This is a genomic window from Bosea sp. PAMC 26642, from assembly GCF_001562255.1.
GTDB lineage: Bacteria > Pseudomonadota > Alphaproteobacteria > Rhizobiales > Beijerinckiaceae > Allobosea.
Map to the genome: position 1 here is coordinate 2,013,161 of NZ_CP014301.1, position 18,287 is coordinate 2,031,447.

General features: G+C 65.1%; 19 protein-coding genes. 13 read left to right on the forward strand and 6 right to left on the reverse strand.

From position 1 onward, the window contains the following. Nucleotides 1–302 precede the first annotated feature (302 nt). From rpsD to AXW83_RS09550, 4 genes are all read left to right on the forward strand, one after another. Complete coding sequence (gene rpsD, locus AXW83_RS09540) at nt 303–920, forward strand: 30S ribosomal protein S4 (RefSeq protein ID WP_066612640.1); 618 nt, start codon at nt 303–305, stop codon at nt 918–920. Nucleotides 921–1,191: 271 nt separating this feature from the next. After that, nucleotides 1,192–1,752 (forward strand): hypothetical protein, encoded by a 561-nt coding sequence (locus AXW83_RS27015; protein ID WP_156639906.1) that lies wholly within the window; start codon nt 1,192–1,194, stop codon nt 1,750–1,752. Between the two features lie 120 nt (nt 1,753–1,872). After that, on the forward strand, nt 1,873–2,268 hold the full coding sequence (locus AXW83_RS09545; RefSeq protein WP_066612642.1) for a hypothetical protein: 396 nt from the start codon (nt 1,873–1,875) through the stop codon (nt 2,266–2,268). 437 nt (nt 2,269–2,705) lie between these two features. Beyond that, complete coding sequence (locus AXW83_RS09550) at nt 2,706–2,951, forward strand: hypothetical protein (RefSeq protein ID WP_066612646.1); 246 nt, start codon at nt 2,706–2,708, stop codon at nt 2,949–2,951. Nucleotides 2,952–3,020: 69 nt separating this feature from the next. On the opposite strand, the gene AXW83_RS09555 is transcribed toward AXW83_RS09550, so the two are convergent. Next, nucleotides 3,021–3,650: a Spy/CpxP family protein refolding chaperone gene (locus tag AXW83_RS09555; protein WP_066612648.1), complete on the reverse strand. Its 630-nt coding sequence runs from the start codon at nt 3,648–3,650 to the stop codon at nt 3,021–3,023. Nucleotides 3,651–3,844: 194 nt separating this feature from the next. Here AXW83_RS09555 and AXW83_RS09560 point away from each other — a divergent pair, with 194 nt between their 5' ends. The 7 genes from AXW83_RS09560 to dksA all read left to right on the forward strand — a co-directional run bounded on the left by AXW83_RS09560 (nt 3,845) and on the right by dksA (nt 11,185). Further along, a complete protein-coding gene (locus AXW83_RS09560; protein ID WP_066612650.1) occupies nt 3,845–4,843 on the forward strand; it encodes a P1 family peptidase in 999 nt (332 codons plus the stop codon). Between the two features lie 31 nt (nt 4,844–4,874). Beyond that, entirely contained in the window at nt 4,875–5,663 is a 789-nt protein-coding gene (locus tag AXW83_RS09565; protein ID WP_066612652.1) for an ATP12 family chaperone protein, read from the forward strand. A gap of 92 nt (nt 5,664–5,755) precedes the next feature. Beyond that, nucleotides 5,756–7,285 (forward strand): acyl-CoA carboxylase subunit beta, encoded by a 1,530-nt coding sequence (locus AXW83_RS09570; RefSeq protein ID WP_066612657.1) that lies wholly within the window; start codon nt 5,756–5,758, stop codon nt 7,283–7,285. After that, nucleotides 7,282–8,013, forward strand: coding sequence for an SGNH/GDSL hydrolase family protein (locus AXW83_RS09575; RefSeq protein ID WP_066612658.1), 732 nt, complete (start codon nt 7,282–7,284; stop codon nt 8,011–8,013). Before AXW83_RS09570 ends, AXW83_RS09575 begins: the two co-directional genes overlap by 4 nt. Nucleotides 8,014–8,203: 190 nt before the next feature. Further along, on the forward strand, nt 8,204–9,574 hold the full coding sequence (locus AXW83_RS09580) for an MBOAT family O-acyltransferase (protein WP_066612659.1): 1,371 nt from the start codon (nt 8,204–8,206) through the stop codon (nt 9,572–9,574). 55 nt (nt 9,575–9,629) lie between these two features. Next, on the forward strand, nt 9,630–10,583 hold the full coding sequence (locus AXW83_RS09585; protein WP_236841873.1) for a hypothetical protein: 954 nt from the start codon (nt 9,630–9,632) through the stop codon (nt 10,581–10,583). Nucleotides 10,584–10,762: 179 nt separating this feature from the next. After that, nucleotides 10,763–11,185 (forward strand): RNA polymerase-binding protein DksA, encoded by a 423-nt coding sequence (gene dksA / locus AXW83_RS09590; RefSeq protein ID WP_066612662.1) that lies wholly within the window; start codon nt 10,763–10,765, stop codon nt 11,183–11,185. 616 nt (nt 11,186–11,801) lie between these two features. Here the strand turns inward: dksA and AXW83_RS09595 are convergent. Continuing rightward, nucleotides 11,802–13,529: an AfsR/SARP family transcriptional regulator gene (locus tag AXW83_RS09595; protein WP_168166081.1), complete on the reverse strand. Its 1,728-nt coding sequence runs from the start codon at nt 13,527–13,529 to the stop codon at nt 11,802–11,804. Nucleotides 13,530–13,690: 161 nt separating this feature from the next. Between AXW83_RS09595 and AXW83_RS26490 the strand changes: the two genes are divergently transcribed. Both AXW83_RS26490 and AXW83_RS27020 read left to right on the forward strand, forming a co-directional pair. Continuing rightward, on the forward strand, nt 13,691–13,960 hold the full coding sequence (locus AXW83_RS26490) for a DUF4242 domain-containing protein (protein WP_082767044.1): 270 nt from the start codon (nt 13,691–13,693) through the stop codon (nt 13,958–13,960). 242 nt (nt 13,961–14,202) lie between these two features. After that, a complete protein-coding gene (locus tag AXW83_RS27020) occupies nt 14,203–14,460 on the forward strand; it encodes a hypothetical protein (protein ID WP_156639910.1) in 258 nt (85 codons plus the stop codon). 288 nt (nt 14,461–14,748) lie between these two features. Here AXW83_RS27020 and flgH read toward each other — a convergent pair whose 3' ends face one another. From flgH to flgF, 4 genes are read right to left on the reverse strand one after another with little or no spacing between them, the layout of a single operon-like run. Further along, nucleotides 14,749–15,501, reverse strand: coding sequence for a flagellar basal body L-ring protein FlgH (gene flgH / locus AXW83_RS09600; RefSeq protein WP_066612664.1), 753 nt, complete (start codon nt 15,499–15,501; stop codon nt 14,749–14,751). Nucleotides 15,502–15,524: 23 nt separating this feature from the next. After that, nucleotides 15,525–16,592 (reverse strand): flagellar basal body P-ring formation chaperone FlgA, encoded by a 1,068-nt coding sequence (gene flgA, locus AXW83_RS09605; RefSeq protein WP_066612666.1) that lies wholly within the window; start codon nt 16,590–16,592, stop codon nt 15,525–15,527. 17 nt (nt 16,593–16,609) lie between these two features. Further along, the gene (gene flgG / locus AXW83_RS09610) at nt 16,610–17,401 is read right to left on the reverse strand and encodes a flagellar basal-body rod protein FlgG (RefSeq protein ID WP_066612668.1); all 792 of its coding nucleotides are present in this window, start codon (nt 17,399–17,401) and stop codon (nt 16,610–16,612) included. Between the two features lie 20 nt (nt 17,402–17,421). Further along, nucleotides 17,422–18,165, reverse strand: coding sequence for a flagellar basal-body rod protein FlgF (gene flgF, locus AXW83_RS09615; protein ID WP_066612670.1), 744 nt, complete (start codon nt 18,163–18,165; stop codon nt 17,422–17,424). Nucleotides 18,166–18,287 lie beyond the last annotated feature (122 nt).

Consider the following 18,287-nt stretch of genomic DNA (forward strand, 5'->3'; position numbering starts at 1 on the left):
CAACCTGACGGCGGCTGCGCTGAGGTCACCGCCACGGTATCCAGCGGCCGACCCCTCACCCTGCCCTCTCCCTACGGGAGAGGGTTCCCCGCGCAGGTCAACGACGCGAAGTGCCCTGCCAAGTTTGACAAATCTCCCCCCGCATGGTTCTAAGCCGGCGTCGCGCGGGCCCAAAAGGCCCGCGTGGCTTTTTTCCGCACCCGTGATCCGCTTTCTTCGGAAGCCGGATCTGTCGCTTCTGCCCAACGCAGAAGAGCAGGAGGGCGCGGTCCTCAATTCGCGAACTCAAGAGGACACGCGATATGTCGAAGCGCCATGAGGCGAAGTACAAGATTGACCGTCGTCTCGGTCAGAACATCTGGGGCCGCCCGAAATCCCCGGTCAACCGTCGTGAATACGGCCCGGGCCAGCACGGCCAGCGCCGCAAGGGCAAGCCGTCCGACTTCGGCACGCAGCTGCGCGCCAAGCAGAAGCTGAAGGGCTATTACGGCTCGATCTCCGAGAAGCAGTTCCGCCGCTATTACGCTGAGGCGATCCGCCTCAAGGGAGATTCGGGCGAGAACCTGATCGGCCTGCTCGAGCGCCGCCTGGACGCCGTGATCTACCGCGCCAAGTTCGTGCCGACGGTCTTCGCAGCCCGTCAGTTCGTCAACCACGGCCATGTCACGGTTAACGGCAAGCGCGTCAACATCGCCTCCTACCAGGTCAAGCCGGGCGACGTGATCGCGGTCAAGGAGAGCTCGCGCCAGCTCGCTCTCGTGATCGAATCGGCCCAGCTCGCCGAGCGCGACGTGCCCGATTATCTCGACACCGACCACAACAAGTCGACCGCCACCTTCACCCGCACGCCGACCCTGACGGACGTGCCCTATGCGGTGCAGATGGAACCCAACCTGGTCATCGAGTTCTACTCGCGCTGATCGGACGAGGCGGGTCGCAAGACCCGTTTACCGCAGATATTCCGGGGGATGGCGAGAGATCGCCGTCCCCTTTTGTTTTTAGCCGCACGGTTTTGCGGACGCTCTCGATCAAGGCCATCGCTCCAAAGCTCTCTGGCGTGTCATTGGCGTGCTCAAGCCAAGCCTCGTCCTCGGGCGATGGGGGTGAATTCCCAAGCCCCTGCTGTTGAGCCTTCGCTCCAGCCCGCCTACGCTCCTCGGCGTGAACTTGATCCCATCCGGATAGGTAAAAATGGCAGGCGAAACGCAAGCAGACCATTTCGAGAAATGGGTTCGATATCTTCGCGAAACCCGCGCGGCGGCGGAGCCTTGGGAAAAATATGCAATCGAATATCAGAAATTCTCAGTTGAATACTCCAAATTGCTCGTTACCAATCTCTACGTTTTGAACGCAGGCGGCCTTATTTCACTACCAGCGCTTTCGTCGTTTCTGGGCGTAAGCACGTTGGCAAAAGATGAGCGGATGCTCATCCTCGGGTTAACAGCTACAGGTTTTGCCGTGGGGCTCGTATCCGCTGCGCTATGCTCTCTTTTCGTATATTTTAATTTTCAAAAACATGCGGAACTCGCTCGAATAATGGCCGAGCGAGATAAGTACAACGTAGGGATAATGCTAGGGATTATCGGGAACGACAAGGACGAACGAGCGAAGGTCGAGGCTGAACTAGCTGATGGGATCACTAATCTTGGGCGCCGAGTCAACGGTACGTTTCGAGCTGCCCATGCTAGTGGATGGCTATCACTTGCCACATTCCTAGCGTCCGCTGGATGGCTCGCAACCAATCTGCGTTAAGCTCTCGTTCCCAGATAGCTTGTACTAAAGAAATCGACTTTAACGCCTGCAAGCATAGGCTTGTACTGTCCTAGCCAAAGCTAGCTTTGGGCAGTCGTTTCAGGCAAACATGTTGCCGTCATGGCGTATTTTGTACCGACTGAAGAGCAGCGGGCCGATATTCTAGAGAGCCTCGCGCAGGTCGGGCGCGACAAGGCCATCGGCTATCTGCCCATGCCTACCGTCCTGAAAATCCTCCGACTCACCATTCCCGCTGTCGAGCGTGAGTTCGCAAACAGCGACCGTTCGGTACTCGCGCTCAGTCCCGACGAATGCTGCATCAATGGCGGCGCTGTGTACGTATTCGATCAACAGGCACTTGCTGCACTGCTGCGTGCCTCCGATGCCCTGCTGGCCAGCCTGGGGTGGCCCACCGACAATGAGGGGTTCGTCCGCAAGATCGCCGCTGAGTGGCTAACGGCAGATCACCCACTCATTGGGCTCGTGCGTGAAGCCTTCGGCGATGCGCATCCTTGACCTAGGCGCATTGGGGCACATCCCAACACGATGCCGGCAGTCGGCGACCGGCGTTCGATCGGGACACGCCCACCCCTCACAAATGCGACCCAACCTCATCCCGGAACAAATAGCACCCCAGCCCCAGACACCCGATCAGGATCGACAACCCATAGGGTCCAAACAGGCTCAGGCAGAAGACGAGGCCGATGAAGCCGCGCATACCCCAGACCAACCATGTCTGCCTCATAGCGCATCCTTTCGTTTCCCATTCCCTGCCGAAGCGTAAACGGAAACAGATGAATCGAACTTAAAGGGTCACGGTAAACGGCCGTTTCTGCTTTGTTTCGCAAGGCTTTAGCACCTGCGGCCAAATCATGGCGGGAGCCTGAGGAAATCCCGCTTGCTCTTGCGCCGCGCGAGGCTAACCCTTGTCGTCCCACCCACGGGAATCACCGATGATGACGAAGACCCTGATAGCGGCCCTGGCCCTGACCTGCCTCTCGACCTTCGCCCAGGCCCAGAGCTGCAGCGTGCAGGCGGGCGACAAGAAGCTCGCCGGCGCGGCCAAGACCAGCTTCCTGACCAAGTGCCAGAAGGACGCTGGCGCAACCTGCGACAAGCAGGCGGCCGAGAAGAAGATCTTTGGCGCCGCCAAGACCAGCTTCACCAAGAAATGCGTCGCCGACGCCGTCGGCACCTGAAAAGCCTGACGCTCCAAACGAAAAGGGCGGCTCTGGAGAGCCGCCCTCGATCCGTATTCCAGCGCCTGATCAGCCGCGGCGGTCGCGGAACTCTTCGCGCCAGCTGCGCGGACCGCGATCGTCGTAGCGGTCGCCTCCGCCCCGCCGCTCGTCCATCCGGTCGCGGTCATGCCCGCGCTCCATGCGGCCGCGCCCTTCCGACATCGCCTCGCGCACCGCGCGGCGCGCCACCGTCTTCTGCTCGTCGCTGAGCGTGGTCCAGAGCGGACGAACGGCGTCCGCCAGGTCCTTGCTGCGCGCCGCGCGCTCGGCCAGACGGCCCGACATCATGTCGAGCCGCTCCATGATGTCGGCATGACGGAAGGTCTCGTGCTGCTCGCGCATCGAAGACCAGCGCGTGCGCCGATCTTCGGCGTTCTTCCTCACCAGGGCCTCGACCCGCTCGAACAGCGGAATTTGCTCGGGCTTCAGCTTCATGTCGGTGCGTAGCTTGGCGAGGCGCTCGTTCAACCGCGCTTCCATGCGCTCGGCGCGGCGCTCGCGCCATTCGCTGCCGCGCTGGTCGTGCGTCTCGGAGCGCTCATGGCGTGGACCGTCGCGGTCCCCCCCTGCAGGCGGAATCGGCTGCGGCTGCGCGACGGCAAAGGTCGCGGCAAGCGCCGCGACCGAGGACATGGCGACGAGTGCGAAACGTTTCATGCGGAATTCTCCCATGGCAACAAGCGAAGGTGTCGGTCGCTGAGCGGGTCTTTGAAAGCCGGTTCGCGATCGGACGACACTGCGGGCGCCGCCGTGTCCCGGCGATGGCGCGAGCATGAAAAGATCGTAATGTGACGGGAACGCGCCGCGAGAGACGGTGTTCCGATCAGACTGCCCTCCTGTCGAAGAGCGCCATGCGCAATCTCATCACCGATGTCAGAGGCGTGCTGGTCGGGCAGGCCCATGACGAAGCCGGCGCGACGGGCGTCACCGTCGCCCTGTTCGACCGGCCGACGATCGCCTCCGTCGCCATCCTCGGCGGCGCGCCGGGCACGCGCGACACGGCCTTGCTCGAGCCGGAAATGACGGTCGAGCATATCGACGCGATTGCCCTCTCGGGCGGTTCGGCCTGGGGCCTGAGCGCAGCCGATGGCGTCATGAGCCATCTCGCGACGCAGATGCGGGGTTTCCCCGTCGGGACGCTGCGCGTGCCCATCGTGCCGCAGGCGATCCTGTTCGATCTCGCCAATAGCGGCGAGAAGCCCTGGGCCGCCGGCATCGGCGAGACGCCCTATCGCGGCCTCGGCCGGCTTGCTGCCGCCGGCGCCGCCGCCGACTTTGCGCTGGGCACGGCGGGCGCGGGCTACGGCGCGACCACCAAGACCTGCAAGGGCGGGCTCGGCTCGGCCAGCGCGCAGGCCACCACCGGCCACGTCGTCGGCGCGCTGGTCGCGGTCAACGCGGTCGGCTCGGCCACGATCGGCTACGGCCCGCATTTCTGGGCCGCGCCTTATGAGCGCGACGCCGAGTTCGGCGGACTGGGCTGGCCGGCCGCGATCACACCCGAAGACCTCGAACTGCACTTCAAGGGCGGGCCGGGCCGCAACACCACGATCGCTTTGATCGCGACGGACGCGGCCCTGACCAAGGCGCAGTGCAAGCGGCTGGCGCTCGCCGCCCATGATGGGCTCGCCCGCGCGCTGCGCCCGGTCCATGCCCCGCTCGACGGCGACGTCGTGTTTGCGGCGGCGACCGCCCGCGCCGGCGCGCCCTCGGACGCTTTCGCGCTGACCGAACTCTGCGCCACCGCCGCAGACGTTCTGGCCCGCGCCATCGCCCGGGGCGTCCATGCGGCGACCGCCCTGCCCTTTCCGGGCGCCAAACCGGCCTGGCGCGACATGTTCGGCGGCTGACCGCGCCGTTTGGCCGTGCTAGAGCGCGCCCATGTCGACCGATGATTTCCTCGCCCGCTTCGGCGCCGCCGGCCAGCGCCAGCCCGATCCCGTCGCCTCCGCGCAGAAGGCGATGCGCAACGCCCTGCCGAAGCGCTTCTACGAAAGCGCCGCCGTGCTGGAACGCGATGGGCTGTTCCATGTCGCGCTCGACGGCCGCACCGCCCGCACCCCGGCGCGCAATCCGCTGGCCGTGACATCGCGCCCCGTCGCCGAGGCGCTCGCCATCGAATGGCACGCGCAGATCGACAGGATCGATCCCGCCCGGATGCCGTTGACCCGCCTGGTCAACTCGGCGCTGGATGGCGTCGCCGACCAGCACGAGGCGGTCCGTGCCGAGATCGTCCGCTACGCCGGCAGCGACGCGCTTTGCTACCGCGCGGCCGAGCCCGACACGCTGGTCGAGCGCCAGGACGAGGTCTGGAACCCGATCCTGCGCGAGACGGAAAACCTGATCGGCGCCCGCTTCATCCTGACGCAAGGGGTGATGTTCGCGCAGCAGCCGGACACGACGCTTTCAGCCGTCGCCCGTCGCGTCGCCGCGATTCCCGCTCCGCTGGCGCTGGCTGGCGCTCACAACGTCATGACGCTGACCGGCTCGACGATCCTGATGCTGGCACTGGCAGACGGCCGCCTCGATGCCGAGGCCATATGGGCCGCAGCCCATCTCGACGAGGATTACCAGATCGCGATCTGGGGCCAGGACGAGGACGCCGCCGAGCGCCGGGCGATCCGCCGAACGGAGTTCGACGCGGCCGCGCTGCTGTTGCTGCGGGGCTAGCCGAAAGCCCCATTGCTTGCCGATGGACTCAAACAGCGCCGCCGCTTAATCCGGATACCACAAGGCATTTCGTCGGCTCCGGGGCGCGCTCCATGAAAGACATTCTCGAACAGCTCGAAGATCGTCGCGAAGGCGCGCGCAAGGGCGGCGGCGAAAGACGCATCGAGGCCCAGCACAAGCGCGGCAAGCTCACCGCCCGCGAGCGCATCGAACTCCTGGTCGACCGCGACTCTTTCGAGGAGTTCGACATGTTCGTGCAGCATCGCTGCGTCGATTTCGGCATGGAGAAGGGCGAGAAGATTCCCGGCGACGGCGTCGTCACCGGCTGGGGCACGGTCAATGGCCGCACCGTCTTCGTCTTCTCCAAGGATTTCACCGTATTCGGCGGCTCGCTGTCGGAGACCCACGCTCAGAAGATCATCAAGATACAGGACATGGCGCTGAAGATGCGCGCGCCCATCGTCGGCCTGTTCGATGCCGGCGGCGCCCGCATCCAGGAAGGCGTTGCGGCGCTCGGCGGCTATGGGGAGGTCTTCAAGCGCAATGTCCAGGCCTCGGGCGTCATCCCGCAGATCTCCTTGATCATGGGCCCCTGCGCCGGCGGCGACGTCTATTCGCCGGCGATGACCGACTTCATCTTCATGGTCCGCGACACGAGCTACATGTTCGTCACCGGCCCCGAGGTGGTGAAGACCGTCACCAACGAGACCGTCACCTCCGAGGAACTCGGCGGCGCCAAGGTCCATACCTCCAAATCCTCGGTCGCTGACGGCTCCTTCGAGAACGATGTCGAGGCGTTGCTGCAGGTTCGCCGCCTGATCGACTTCCTGCCCGCCAACAATACCGTCGGCGTGCCGGAATGGCCGAGCTTCGACGTACCGGACCGGATCGACATGAGCCTCGACACCCTGGTCCCCGACAACCCCAACAAGCCCTACGACATCAAGGAACTGATCCTCAAAATCCTCGACGAAGGCGATTTCTTCGAAATTCAGCAGGCCTATGCCGGCAATATCGTCACCGGCTTCGGCCGCATCGAGGGCCGCACGGTCGGGCTCATTGCCAACCAGCCGATGGTGCTGGCCGGCGTGCTCGATTCCGATGCCTCGCGCAAGGCCGCACGCTTCGTGCGCTATTGCGACGCCTTCGAAATCCCGATCGTCTCGCTCGTCGACGTGCCGGGCTTCCTGCCCGGCACGGCGCAGGAATATGGCGGCCTGATCAAGCATGGCGCAAAGCTGCTCTACGCCTACAGCGAATGCACCGTGCCGCTGGTCACAGTGATCACGCGAAAAGCCTTCGGCGGCGCCTATGACGTGATGGCGTCGAAGCACATCGGCGCCGACGTCAACTATGCCTGGCCGACCGCGCAGATCGCGGTGATGGGCGCCAAGGGCGCCGTCGAGATCATCTTCCGCGGCGGCGACGCCGAGACCATCGCGCGCCAGACGAAGGAGTACGAGGACCGCTTCATGTCGCCCTTCGTAGCGGCCGAGCGCGGCTATATCGACGAGGTCATCATGCCGCATTCGACCCGCCGACGCATCGCCCGCGCGCTCGCCATGCTGCGGACCAAGAACGTCGAACGGCCCTGGCGCAAGCACGACAACATTCCGCTGTGAGCAGACCCGGCCGGCCGAGCCGGCTTCTCGCCATCGCCAGAGTGCGCCCGCGCCTGGCGACCGCTGTCGTCCTGCTGCTGATGGCCGGCGCGGGAGCGGTGTTCCTGATGCTGGATGGTCTCGACAGGGGCCGCTATGGCCATCTGATCGCGCCCGGGCGCATCGCCGCCCTGAAGACCGAGGTCGCCGCCGCGCAGGGCGCCGTCGTCTTCCTCGGTGATTCGCACGCCACCTTTCTCGGTGAGACGCCATCTTTTTGTGGTCGCCGCACCGTCAACGCCGCCCTCGGCGGCATCTCCGCCGCGGGCTATCTGGCGCTGCTAGGCGAGATCGGCACACCACCCCGTGCCGCCATGGGGATCCTCAGCATCGGCACGAACAGCGCCCGCCGCAAACTGCTGCCGCGCAGCGTCCAGGCTTTCCGGACAAACGCACAGGCCCTGATCGCCGCGCTGTCGCCAGTGACCGAGCGGCTGTTCATATTGGCGGTCCCGCCGGTCGCGGCCGAGGAGATCGCGACCTTCGACCGTGCGGCGCTGGCCGGCTATTCGCGCTCGTTGTCGGAACTCTGCCACGCGCCCGGCTGCCGCTTTCTCGACCCCTATGCCGGCCTGCGCAGCGCCACAGACCCCGTCGTCGCAAAGCCGGGCGCCACGGTCGCCGACGGCGTCCATCTTGCGGACTACGCCGCGATGCGGGGCGCCGTTTCGAACGCCGTCTGTCCTTGATCCTCCACACGGATGCGCCCGGCAGCGGCTGTGTTTCCAGATTTTGCCGACCGCCGTTTTTCCTGTATCGACAGGCCGTTGACGGCATCCGCTGACGACATTCTGTAAAGCCTCATCGAGCCTCTGGACCTCACGATGACGACATGCATCCCCTGATGCTCAGGGCAATCCCTCCGCAAGCCCCCGCCTGATGCTGTTCAACTCCTTCGCCTTCCTGTTCGGCTTCCTTCCGCTGGCGCTCGGACTGCACTGGCTCGTCGAACGATTCGCACCACAATGGCGGCTCGGCGTCCTGGCGGCGCTGTCATTGCTGTTTTACGGCTATTGGGACTGGCGTTTCGTGCCGCTGCTGGCCCTCTCGATCGGGCTGAACTGGCTGATCGCCGAGGCCTTTCACAGGACGAAGACGGACGCGCTGGTCACGCTGGCGATCATTCTGAACCTGCTCCTGCTGGCGACCTTCAAGTATTTCGACTTCTTCGCCGGCCTCGGCGGCGCGCTCGGCCTGCCCGCGCCGAAGCTGGAGCTCGCTTTGCCGCTCGGCATCTCCTTCTTCACCTTCCACCATGTGATGTACCTGACCGATCTTCGGCGCGGGCTGGCCCCGCGCTACGATCTGGTCCGCTACGGCTTGTACATCGCCTTCTTCCCGCAGGTGCTGGCCGGGCCGCTGGTGCGCTGGCGCGAGATCATGCACCAGTTCGACGAGCGCCCTTATGAGCGACCGGACGCCGCCGAGCGCTGCGCGCGCGGCCTGATGCTGCTGACCTTCGGCCTCGCCAAGAAGGTGCTGCTCGGCGACCCGCTGGCCGAATACGCCAATCCGGTCTTCGCGGCTGCCGCGGCCGGCAAGGTCGTGACCATGGCGGAGGCCTGGCAGGGCACGCTCGCCTTCGCCTTCCAGATCTATTTCGACTTCTCCGGCTACACCGACATGGCGCTCGGCCTGGCTCTCCTCTTCGGCATCGTGCTGCCGCAGAATTTCGACGTACCCTATCGCGCGGCGAGCCTGCAGGATTTCTGGCGGCGCTGGCACATGACGCTGTCGCGCTTCCTCAGGGACTATCTCTATGTCCCGCTCGGCGGCTCCCGGCACGGGCTGCCGCGCCAGCTTCTCGCGCTGCTCGCGACGATGGGTCTCGGCGGGCTCTGGCACGGCGCGGGCCTGAACTACGTCGCCTGGGGCCTCGCCCATGGCCTCGGGCTGGCCGTCGGTGTGCTGTGGCGGCTAAAGGGTTGGCCGATGCCGGCCTGGCTCGGCTGGCTCCTGACGGTCCTGTTCGTGACGCTCTGCTGGGTGCTGTTCCGGGCCACGAGCATCGATGCCGCCATCGCGATCTACAAGGCCCTGTTCGGCCTCGGCCCGTTCGGATCGGGCTTCAAATGGCGGGCTCTGGTACCGGCCGCGCTCGTCGCCGCAATCGGCCCGACCGCCTGGGTCCTGGCCCATCGCCTTCCGCCGGCGCGCTGGCTCGCAGTGCTGCTGGCGCTGCTGCTCGTCCTCATCCTGTTCAAGATCGGCGAAGACGCCAATTATGAGTTCATCTACTTCCAGTTCTGAGCCGGACACAGGCCACGCGGGAGCGGCAAGGCGCTGGACGCGATTCTCCCGCCTGTTGCTGGCGACCGCCGCAACCTGCCTGTGCGCCTCGCTGGCGCTGGCCTTCCTGCTCGATCCCTACGATACCGGGCGCACGCCGCTGCGCTTCGCCAATGAGGGCGTAAGGCCGCAGGGCCCGCGCACCGCCGCCGCCAGCCGCGGCCGCGATCCGGCCTTTCGCGGCGCGATCTTCGGCAATTCGCACATCCAGCTGATTTCGCCCGAGCGGCTGAAGGACGCGACGACGATCCCCTTCGTCTCGCTGATCGCGCCCGGCAGCAGACCCAGAGAGGCCTTCGTTCTGCTGAACTGGTTCCTGCGCCATCATCCGAAGACGGCGGAGGCACTCGTCATCGGCATCGACGATTTCTGGTGCGACGCCGACCCCGCCTTGCCGGCAGCCCTGCCCTTTCCCTATTGGCTCTATGCCGAGGGCACGCTCGAGTATCTCGGCAGGCTGATGCGCTTTGACGTGATCGAGGAGTTCCTGCGCCGCTTCACCTTCATCACGGGCAAACGGCCCGTGCGTGCACGTCCGGACGGCTATTGGGACTATGAGGACAACTATCTGGCGAACGGCAACATCGCCGATCCCGGCAGGCGCGCGGATCTCGGCATCCCGCGTGCCCTCGACATGACCAACGCCACCGGGCGCTTTCCGGCCGCGGAACGTCTCGAAGCGCTCCTGGCCAAGGCACCGCCCGAGGCCGCCTTGATCCTGGTCAGGCCGCCGGTCTACGTGACCGCCCTGCCGATACCCGGCAGCGACGCGAGCCGCGCGGACGCCGCCTGCCGCGATGCCTATGCCGCGCTGGCCGCGCGGCGGTCTCGTTCGGTCCTCCTCGACTGGCGCATCGACCGGCCGGAAATGCGCGATCCCGACAACTTCTTCGACCACAGCCATTACCGCCAGGCCATCGCCCGGCTGGTCGAGGCCGACATCGCCGCCGCTTTGGCGCGGATTCGCTGAGCGCGGGCGGCGCGAGCGCGTTTGCGGCGTTGAAACAACGCATTGCCGGAACCGGTTGACGAGGCGGCGCAACACGATTGTTCCCGCGGAACTCCCTCGCTATAAGGGCGCCAAATCGGCTCCCCTTCCACGGCATGGTCGGTGGGCGCGACGAGACGGCTAAAATGGAAAGTGCGCCCATGTCGAAGCAGATCATCCTCGACGCGGACTACAAACCCAGCGACGACGAGCCCTTCATGAACGAGCGTCAGCGCGAGTATTTTCGCGGCAAGCTGATGTCCTGGAAGAACGATATCCTGAAGGAAGCCAAGGAAACCCTCGTCACCCTGCAGAGCGAAAGCGAGAACCACCCCGACATCGCCGACAGGGCCTCCTCCGAAACCGACCGCGCCATCGAGCTGCGCGCCCGCGACCGCCAGCGCAAGCTGATCGCCAAGATCGAATCGGCCATCGCCCGCATCGACGAGAACACCTACGGCTATTGCGAGGACACCGGCGAGCCGATCTCGCTCAAGCGCCTCGAAGCCCGCCCGATCGCGACGCTCTCGCTGGAAGCCCAGGAACGCCACGAGCGCAATGAGCGGGTCTTTCGCGACGATTGAGCCTCCCGCAGGCTGCCCGGCATCTCGAAAGGCCCCGCCCCGCAAGGAGCGGGGCCTTTTTGCGGGCGCACCCCCGCGCTTCTTCTCGAAAACGCACACCAAATCCCCGCCCGCGTCTCCGCGTCGGCTGATCATGAGGGGCCAGCGGAGCGCCGCGAGGCGCGGGGTAGAATTCCGCAACCATTGAGCCAGGTCGCGGCGCGGAGGGATTGAGCCACCCTCCGCACGCCCCGTGGCGCTCCGCTCATCGGCGATTTGACGACTCCGGGCCGCGCTTATCGGGATTTCGGGAGTTCGATCTTCAAGCTCGGGTGCCAGTTCGCCTGAGGCTTGTCGCGACCTTTGCCGGCAGTTCGTCGTCCCGTCATCCTTATAGCGAGCTCCTCGCGCAGGGACCGTAGTGTCCCCAGGGCGGTGCCCCGAAGCCTCCCGAGTGTGGATCGTGACTCCACCCGCAGGCGCCGCCCCCACCCCCACCAACGGCACACCTCCGGATGGCTGCCCCTCGGGGATGAGGTGGTGGCAGGATAGGGCGCGTTCAGGTACCGGGAATAAGTTTTCGCACCCCCCGTCATGTTCGAGCTTTTGCCGGGCATAGTAATAGGTCCTGGCATGGTCACGCGCGAAAGGATGCCGGTTGGTGACCTCCAATGAATGCAGCGGCGCGCGCGACATGCGCGTTCATATGCGTCCGCGCCGCAAGCGACACCCATTGCCGGGCAAAGGTGTCAGACAGTTCCTGATTTCCCTGTCGCATACTAATATCGACTTGGCTCGCCAGGATCTCGACTTGAAGAGCCATGTAGGCATCGCTGTTGCGGATGCACCGCCGACGCGCTTCGGTCAGCCAATCCATCGCAGTCGAGAGTTCGTCCGTTGCAGCATACGTCAGAGCCATGGCCCGTGCCACGGCAGCCTCCCAGCATGGATCGCCGAGTTGGCAACTCATAGCAAAGGCCTCTTCCAGTTGACCTCGAAGCAGGGCCGGACGGTGCTTCTGACGCACCTTGGATTCGCTCAAGAGGGCGACTGGCCAAGGACGAAAAGCCATCCAGCGCTGCTCTTCGCTCAGCTTCAGACAGGATTCTAGCCAGGTATCGGCTTCATCGAGGCGGTCCGCAGCCAGCAAACCCCGAGCACCGAGGCCCAGCGACCAGATTTCCCGGCGGCGACTGCCGGCCGCGCGCGCGTGGTCCAACGAAACGCCGAAGTGCTCCAGGCCCTCTCCGACCTGCCCCCAATCGACGAGATTGAAGCCTATCACCGCATGAATCCCGGCGAGGCTTTCGCCGTCCGTCACGAGATCGATTGCGCTTGCAAGGTAGCTCGCCGCAGCAGGCCGTCGGCCTGCCAACGCCTCAACATAGCCAAGCTCACGAAAGCCAGCCGCGGCGATAGCGGAACTGCCCGATTGCTGGGCAAGCTCGGTGGATTGACGGAGCAGGATCGCACCTTCGTCGTCATACCCTCTAACTGAGTGAACAAGCGCTGTGCCAAGCTCGAGCATAGCCTTTGCCTGTAAGTGTCTGCCGCTGATCTTCTCGGCATCATTGGCCGCTCGCCGAAGGCAATCGATGCCCGCATCGGCAGCACCGGCTGACAGTGCCGCGAGGCCCGATTGTATCAGGGAGTTGACGAAGGCCTCGGGAGAGATGCCGCCTGGCGCCGACGAAATTGTTCGGCGGGCGGCGCTTCGCAATGCCTGAGAAGGCATCTCACCAAGTTCCGTGAGGAATACACTTTCCGTTGCTTCGACATGTGCCAAAGCGGCGTCATAACGCCCTGCCAGTGCCAAGCTTTTTACCAAGAGGATATGCGCGCTTTCGGCGAACGGGTCGCCTCTGACGCACATCTGTGCGAGGCGGATGGCTCCGTCAAAATCCTCGATGGAGATGGCCCGCATCGTATCCTGGCGAAGCCTCGCCTCAATGAGGCCGGCGATACGCTGACGCTCCACAAGAAGCCAAGTAGAGAACTCGGGGCTGCACCTTGGCTCAATCGCCCCGAGCAGCGGGCCAGCTTCCTCGACGCGAAAGTCGCCTCGATCCACCTGCAACACATCGATCTCGAAGTCGGCTGGAAAATTGGTTTCGATCGGGTCCCCAACAAGGCAATTCGAAGCGCCGAGGGCTTTTCGCAATGCGGCCAGGCACCATCGCAGTGAGCCAAGAGGATCAACGGTCTCGGGAAACAACTCCATTGCCAGGCTAGCCCGCTCTAGCGGCTTCGGAGCCAGTATGACGCGGACGAGAAGCGCCCACGATTGGTAACCGCGCACGATCCGCCTCAGGCCGTCTTCACCAATGATGAGGGGGTCTCCAAGAAGTTTGATCTTCAGTCCCATCAACTTGCTCTTCCGGGCGGCCGCAGTCGTTGCCGTGATCATCCCAAGCTATCGTGTGACGAAGCGTGTGACAGAAAATCCGTCGCGCTTCCGGGCCTACAACAGCCGGTACAACGTTGGTCGGTGATGGTGGCGGCTCCTAACACAGAAGGAGACCGATAGTGCCAACCTACCTGATTGAACGGGAAATCCCCGGAGCCAACACCCTGAGCGCCAGTGAACTAAAGGACATTTCTGCAAAGTCCAACGCGGTCGTTTCCGGCCTCGGCGTGCCATACAAATGGATCACAAGCTACGTAGCCGGCGATAAAATCTATTGCGTGCATGAAGCGCAAAGCGCCGAAGTCATCCGTCGTCATGCCCGAGAAGGCGGCTTTCCAGCCAACAAGGTGACTGAGGTCTCGGCCGTTATCGGCCCACAGACCGCATAGCACCGTTGAGGTTCGGCCACGCCCGGCTCCGATCGCCGGGCGTGGCCACCGGTGGGCAAGCGTTGCCGGACTCAAGCTACATATGTCGCCAGACCACGCACTGAAGGACATCGAGATCAGTCGAGCTGAAGTTGATTATTGGATGCAGAAAAGCACGACAGATTTGACCAGAATTACTGATCATACTTCGAATAACCTCCAACAAACCAGCCGGGACCTCAGAACAATGGAGAAACGCACCGATGCTACCGCCAAACGGGATCGATGATTTCTCCAGAATTGAGGGAATTCGTAGCCTGATCCAGCCAACCCCCAGCATCGCGACGCCAGTACTGAGCTTCGGCGAGATCGGCATCGCCGCCGTTGCCGGTGCCCTCGCCGCATCTCGCCCAAACCGGGCGGGTAGATGTCCGACCATGCAAACGCCGCAGCGCTATTGGCGAAGAGTCGAGAATGACGCAGGCTCCGAACTGTTCAGCTATGAGCTTTCAAATACATAACGCTATCCGCGATGATCGTGAGCTTAGGCATCGTGCGCAGCCCTGGTGATCCTCTAGATCGAAATGGAAATACCCGTTCGATGTCCGGTTCCCCCCACGCCTCAAAACGAAAACCCCGCGTCGGGAGGACGCGGGGCTTCGGGCCGCCAGCTTGTGTGCTTGGGGAGCGTGGCGGGCGGCCGGGGTGGTGGCGGCTCGGGAGAACCGCCGGCCGGCTGGAGCGGAGACAGGGGGAGCGTTCCGCTCCGGCCGGGTGAGCCGGAGACTGTCTGGGGCCGTTGCGTCGCCTCAGAACGGCAGCAGGATGTCCATCACCTGCTGGCCGTAGCGTGGCTGCTGGACGTCGGTGATCTGGCCGCGGCCGCCATAGGCGATGCGGGCCTGGGCGATCTTGCTCGAATCGACGGTGTTGTCGGATTCGATGTCCTCGGGCCGGATCACGCCGGCCACGATCAGCTCGCGCACCTCGAAATTGACCCGGATCTCCTGCTTGCCCTCGATCACGAGATTGCCGTTGGGCAGGGTCTGCGTCACCACGGCGGCGACGTTCGTCGTCAGCTGCTCGGCCCGGCGCACCGAGCCCGAGCCCTCATGCGTCCCCTCTGAATCGAGCTTGAGCAGGGAGCCGGCCTTGGCGCCGTTGGGCAGGACGTTGTCGAGCTTGTTCTCGAAGCCGAGGAAGTTCTCTGCGCCCACGTCCTCGCCGCTCTTGCGGCTGCGCTTGGTGGTGTTGTCGAGCTGCGCCCGGTCGGTGACCTTGACCTTGACGGTGACGAGGTCGCCGACGAGCCTGGCGCGCTGGTCCTTGAAGAAGGCGCGCGAGCCCGTCCGCCAGAGCGAGTTGGGCGCGAAGGAGGCGTGCTCCATCGCCGGCATCGGCATCTGGACGGGCTTGTAGCCCTTGCTCGCGGTCGGATCCTCGATCGGCGAGAGCGCCGGCTGCGCGCCGACATTGGCGAGACGGTCGGCCGCGCCGCAGGCGCCGAGCGCGACTGTGACGGCGAGCACGCCGGAGAGCTTGAGAAGGGTTCTGGAGGTCATGACTGGCGTCCTGATCTGGAGAATTACTGAGCGCTGGCGATGCGGCCGGACGGCGATGCCTGGACGGAAACCCGCCCGGGACCGCTGACCGTGCCCTGCAGCACGCGCTTGGATTGCGGATTGGAGACGGAGACGACGTCGCCCATGGCGCCGGCCTCGCTGGAGCGGCCGCGCATGCTGATCAGCAGGCCGGGCGTCTCGTAGACGATGGTGACGATGTCGCCCTTGCCGACGATCTCCTCGCGCTGGACGTCGCCATTGCGCAGCGGCATCCCGGCCATCAGCGCCCGGCGCGCGACCTTGTCGATCGCGCCGCGCGCATCGGCGATGAGCTCGCCCGCCTGCCCGTCGCGCGCCCGCCGCTCGATCACGATATCGGCCTTCGTCAGGGTCTCGCCGCGCGCGATGGCGCGCCTGGGCACGACGACATCGACGGTCTCGACGAGTTGTCCGGCGATCCGCACAGGCTTCAGCCGCATCGCGGCGCTGCCCGGCACGGCGAGCCTCGCCTGCAGCCGGCGCGTGCGCGCATCATAGGTCAGGTCGAGGATGGCGATCTCGCCGGTTAGGTCGGGCTCGACCGCGATCGCCGGCGCACCGCCGTCGATCGCCAGCGCAAAGGCGCGCCCGTCGACGCCGAAGCGCTCGGTCAGCCCGGTCTTCACGGCCGCCTCAATGTCGGAGGCCATGATCTTGCGCGCCGCCCGCGTCACCACGACCTGGGCATGGCCCTGGCTGTCGAGGTCGGCGATATCGCCGATGACGCCGCTGGCGCGGGCCGCCTCCTGGATGCGCGCGACCTGGATCGTTCCAGTCTCGCCGAGCGCAGGCGCCCGGAAGGCCGGCGTCACCGCCATCGCCGCCGACAGGCCGCCGATGAGATCGCCGAAGGTGACGAGATCGCGATGCAGCGTCAGCTCCGGGCGCAGATAGAGCCGGTGCGGAACTGGCGCGGCGGCAGTCGCCGCCTGCTCGGGCGTCAGCGCCGCAGTTGCGACGGGCGCGGGCCGTGGCGAGGCGGCCATGACGGGGCCGCTCAGCGTGGCGGCACCGAGGACGAGAGCGATCGTGCGGGTGAAGGCGCGGGTCATGGCGTTGGTCCTCAGCTTCAGCCGCGGAACATCTGGGTCGTCGCCGACATCATCTGGTCGGCGGCGGTGATGACCTTGGAGTTCATCTCATAGGCGCGCTGCGCCGCGATCAGCGAGGTCAGCTCGGTGACGGCCTGGACGTTGCCTTCTTCGAGGTAGTTCTGCTGCAGCGTGCCGAAACCCTCGCCGCCGCCGAAGCCGTCGATCGCCTGGCCGGAGGCGGCCGTCTCGACGAACAGGTTGTCGCCGATCGATTCCAGCCCGACCTTGTTGATGAAGCGGGCGAGCTGGATCTGGCCGAGCTGCTGTGGCGCGGTCTGGCCCGGGACCGTGACCTCGACAGTGCCCAGCGCATTGATGCTGACGCCGGTCGCGTTGTTGGGAATCGTGATCCCCGGCTCGACCTGATAGCCGTCGCGCGTGACGAGCTGCCCTTGCGAATCGAGATCGAACGAGCCGTCGCGCGAATAGGCGGTGCGCCCGTCGGGCATCCGGATCCGGAACAGGCCCTCGCCCCGGATGGCGACGTCGTACTGCTTTTCGGTCGGCGTGATGTTGCCCTGGGTCATGACGCGGCCGGTCGAGACCGTCTTGACGCCGCCGCCGATGAAGGTTCCCGCAGGCACCTGCGTATTCTGGTCGGAGGTCGCGCTGCCGGCGCGGCGGAAGTTCTCGTAGAGAAGATCCTGGAAATGCGCGCGCTGGCGCTTGTAGCCGGTGGTGCGCACGTTGGCGATATTGTTGGAGATGACCTGGACGTTGAGTTCCTGGGCCATCATGCCGGTGGCGGCTGTCTGCAGAGCGCGCATGGTGGTGGCTCCTTTCCGGGTCAGGCTTGTTGGTCGGCCAGGCGCGTGATCGCCCGGCTGCGCAGTTCATCGGCTTTCGAGATCATGTTCGCGATGCCCTGATAGGAGCGCTGGACCTCCATCAGCCGGGTCATCTCGATCACCGCCTTGACGTTGGAGCTCTCGATCGCGCCGGGCTCGACGCGGGCCAGAGGCCCCGCCGGCAATGCGGCACTAGGCGACGAGAACAGGTTGTTGCCGTCGCTGACCAGGGCCCTGGGATTGTCGAAGCGGACCTGACGCAGCTTGCCGCGCACACCCTGGTCGCTGGAGACCGAGCCGTCCGCAGCGATTTTGGCATCGGTCTCGCCGGGGCCGAACAGGATCGGGCCGCCCTCGCCCAGAACCGGCATGCCGGTCTGCGTCACGAGCTGGCCCTGGGCGTTCACCGCCAGCGAACCGGCGCGGGTGTAGCGCTCGCCATTGGGCGTCTGCACCACGAGATAGTTGTCGCCGCGCAGCGCCACGTCCAGCGGGTTTCCGGTGCGCTCCAGCGCACCCTGCGTCAGATCGATCGGCGTGCCCTTGTCGATGACGTAGGACAGCTTGCGGTCGCGCGGCTGGAAGCTGTCGGCGCTCGCCTTCGGCGAGATGAACTCCTCGAAGCGCGCCGAACGCGCCTTGAAGCCGTTCGTGCCGGTGTTGGCGACGTTGTTGGCGATGACATCAAGCTCGCGCGCCAGAGCCATCTGACGCGACAGGCCGACGAGAAGCGCGTTCTCCACGGCAGATCTCCCGAATTCGTCCCGCGACCGCCTCGACGCTCCCCAGCGCAGCAATCACGGACCAACAATCGCAAGCCATGTGCCATCGTAGTTAACCTCTGCTATATCTTTGATTTTATACA

Coding starts and splice junctions, on each gene's coding strand:
- AXW83_RS09550 (WP_066612646.1), top strand. CDS start 2,706: ATGATGACGAAGACCCTGATAGCGGCCCTGGCCCTGACCTGCCTCTCG.
- AXW83_RS27015 (WP_156639906.1), top strand. CDS start 1,192: ATGGCAGGCGAAACGCAAGCAGACCATTTCGAGAAATGGGTTCGATAT.
- AXW83_RS09555 (WP_066612648.1), bottom strand. CDS start 3,650: ATGAAACGTTTCGCACTCGTCGCCATGTCCTCGGTCGCGGCGCTTGCC.
- AXW83_RS09580 (WP_066612659.1), top strand. CDS start 8,204: ATGCTGTTCAACTCCTTCGCCTTCCTGTTCGGCTTCCTTCCGCTGGCG.
- AXW83_RS09545 (WP_066612642.1), top strand. CDS start 1,873: ATGGCGTATTTTGTACCGACTGAAGAGCAGCGGGCCGATATTCTAGAG.
- AXW83_RS09560 (WP_066612650.1), top strand. CDS start 3,845: ATGCGCAATCTCATCACCGATGTCAGAGGCGTGCTGGTCGGGCAGGCC.
- flgG (WP_066612668.1), bottom strand. CDS start 17,401: ATGCGCGCTCTGCAGACAGCCGCCACCGGCATGATGGCCCAGGAACTC.
- AXW83_RS09565 (WP_066612652.1), top strand. CDS start 4,875: ATGTCGACCGATGATTTCCTCGCCCGCTTCGGCGCCGCCGGCCAGCGC.
- AXW83_RS09595 (WP_168166081.1), bottom strand. CDS start 13,529: ATGGGACTGAAGATCAAACTTCTTGGAGACCCCCTCATCATTGGTGAA.
- flgH (WP_066612664.1), bottom strand. CDS start 15,501: ATGACCTCCAGAACCCTTCTCAAGCTCTCCGGCGTGCTCGCCGTCACA.
- AXW83_RS09570 (WP_066612657.1), top strand. CDS start 5,756: ATGAAAGACATTCTCGAACAGCTCGAAGATCGTCGCGAAGGCGCGCGC.
- dksA (WP_066612662.1), top strand. CDS start 10,763: ATGTCGAAGCAGATCATCCTCGACGCGGACTACAAACCCAGCGACGAC.
- AXW83_RS27020 (WP_156639910.1), top strand. CDS start 14,203: ATGCTACCGCCAAACGGGATCGATGATTTCTCCAGAATTGAGGGAATT.
- rpsD (WP_066612640.1), top strand. CDS start 303: ATGTCGAAGCGCCATGAGGCGAAGTACAAGATTGACCGTCGTCTCGGT.
- flgA (WP_066612666.1), bottom strand. CDS start 16,592: ATGACCCGCGCCTTCACCCGCACGATCGCTCTCGTCCTCGGTGCCGCC.